Consider the following 791-nt stretch of genomic DNA (forward strand, 5'->3'; position numbering starts at 1 on the left):
ATATAGCCATCCAGCGACATCAGCATGGAATAGACGATCCTGGCCATCGGCGCCTCCGTTTCGCAGGCCCAAGAATGCACAAATGATTGCATTTTGCAACCAGTTTGCCGTGAGAGCGGAGGAAGCCGCAAGCGAGCTCGGATCAGAAGCCGAAGAACTGCTTGCCGACGAGATAGCCGACCGCCACGACGATCAGCGGGAATAGCGCTGGCGCGATCCTGCCGAGCGGCGAAGGTTTTACCTCTCTCGCTGGAGCATTGGGCTTGGCGTTGCCGAGGTTCTTTGTCATGGGGTCCGTCACCGCGATTTGTTGCCGGGTGACCCATAATATTAGAAATAGCTAATTAATTTTCTCACAATTCGATCGTGCGATTTGTAGCTATCGCCGGTAGTCGCTATTCCGCCTGACGGGTGCGTTCGGCAAGCGCAAAGGCCTGCAGGTTCCTCGATTTGCCGAGGTCCTGGTCGGCATTGGCGATGATGGCGTGGAAGGCGGCGCGGGCGATGTCCTTCTTCTTGGCGCCGGGATGCACCTTGCGGACGGCTTTGACCAGGTCCTTCGGTGTCATGTCGGGGGTGACGAGGCGCATCAGCGTATCGCCTATGGCCTGCAGTTCGCTCGCATCCATAACAATGAACCCTGTCCTGGCTGCATGAGCCTAATGCATGTCGCCCAAACGTGTGTAGCGGTTTTGGGAAAACGACATGCATAAAAACAAAGATTTAAAGCGCGTCGCTCGAATCCGTTTCGACGCGACGCGCTTTAGCATATAGCGTGGCCAGAACGTCAC

At 56.1% G+C, this 791-nt stretch carries 2 protein-coding genes; both read right to left on the reverse strand.

What is annotated here, in order from left to right:
* Positions 1 to 142 precede the first annotated feature (142 nt).
* A complete protein-coding gene (locus EOA38_RS39610) occupies positions 143 to 289 on the reverse strand; it encodes a hypothetical protein (RefSeq protein ID WP_189350172.1) in 147 nt (48 codons plus the stop codon).
* A 106-nt stretch (positions 290 to 395) separates the two neighbouring features.
* Positions 396 to 629, reverse strand: coding sequence for a hypothetical protein (locus EOA38_RS37910; protein ID WP_126094770.1), 234 nt, complete (start codon positions 627 to 629; stop codon positions 396 to 398).
* Positions 630 to 791: the final 162 nt, after the last annotated feature.

The sequence above is a fragment of the Mesorhizobium sp. M1E.F.Ca.ET.041.01.1.1 genome (assembly GCF_003997355.1).
GTDB lineage: Bacteria > Pseudomonadota > Alphaproteobacteria > Rhizobiales > Rhizobiaceae > Mesorhizobium.

Coding starts and splice junctions, on each gene's coding strand:
- EOA38_RS37910 (WP_126094770.1), bottom strand. CDS start 629: ATGGATGCGAGCGAACTGCAGGCCATAGGCGATACGCTGATGCGCCTC.
- EOA38_RS39610 (WP_189350172.1), bottom strand. CDS start 289: ATGACAAAGAACCTCGGCAACGCCAAGCCCAATGCTCCAGCGAGAGAG.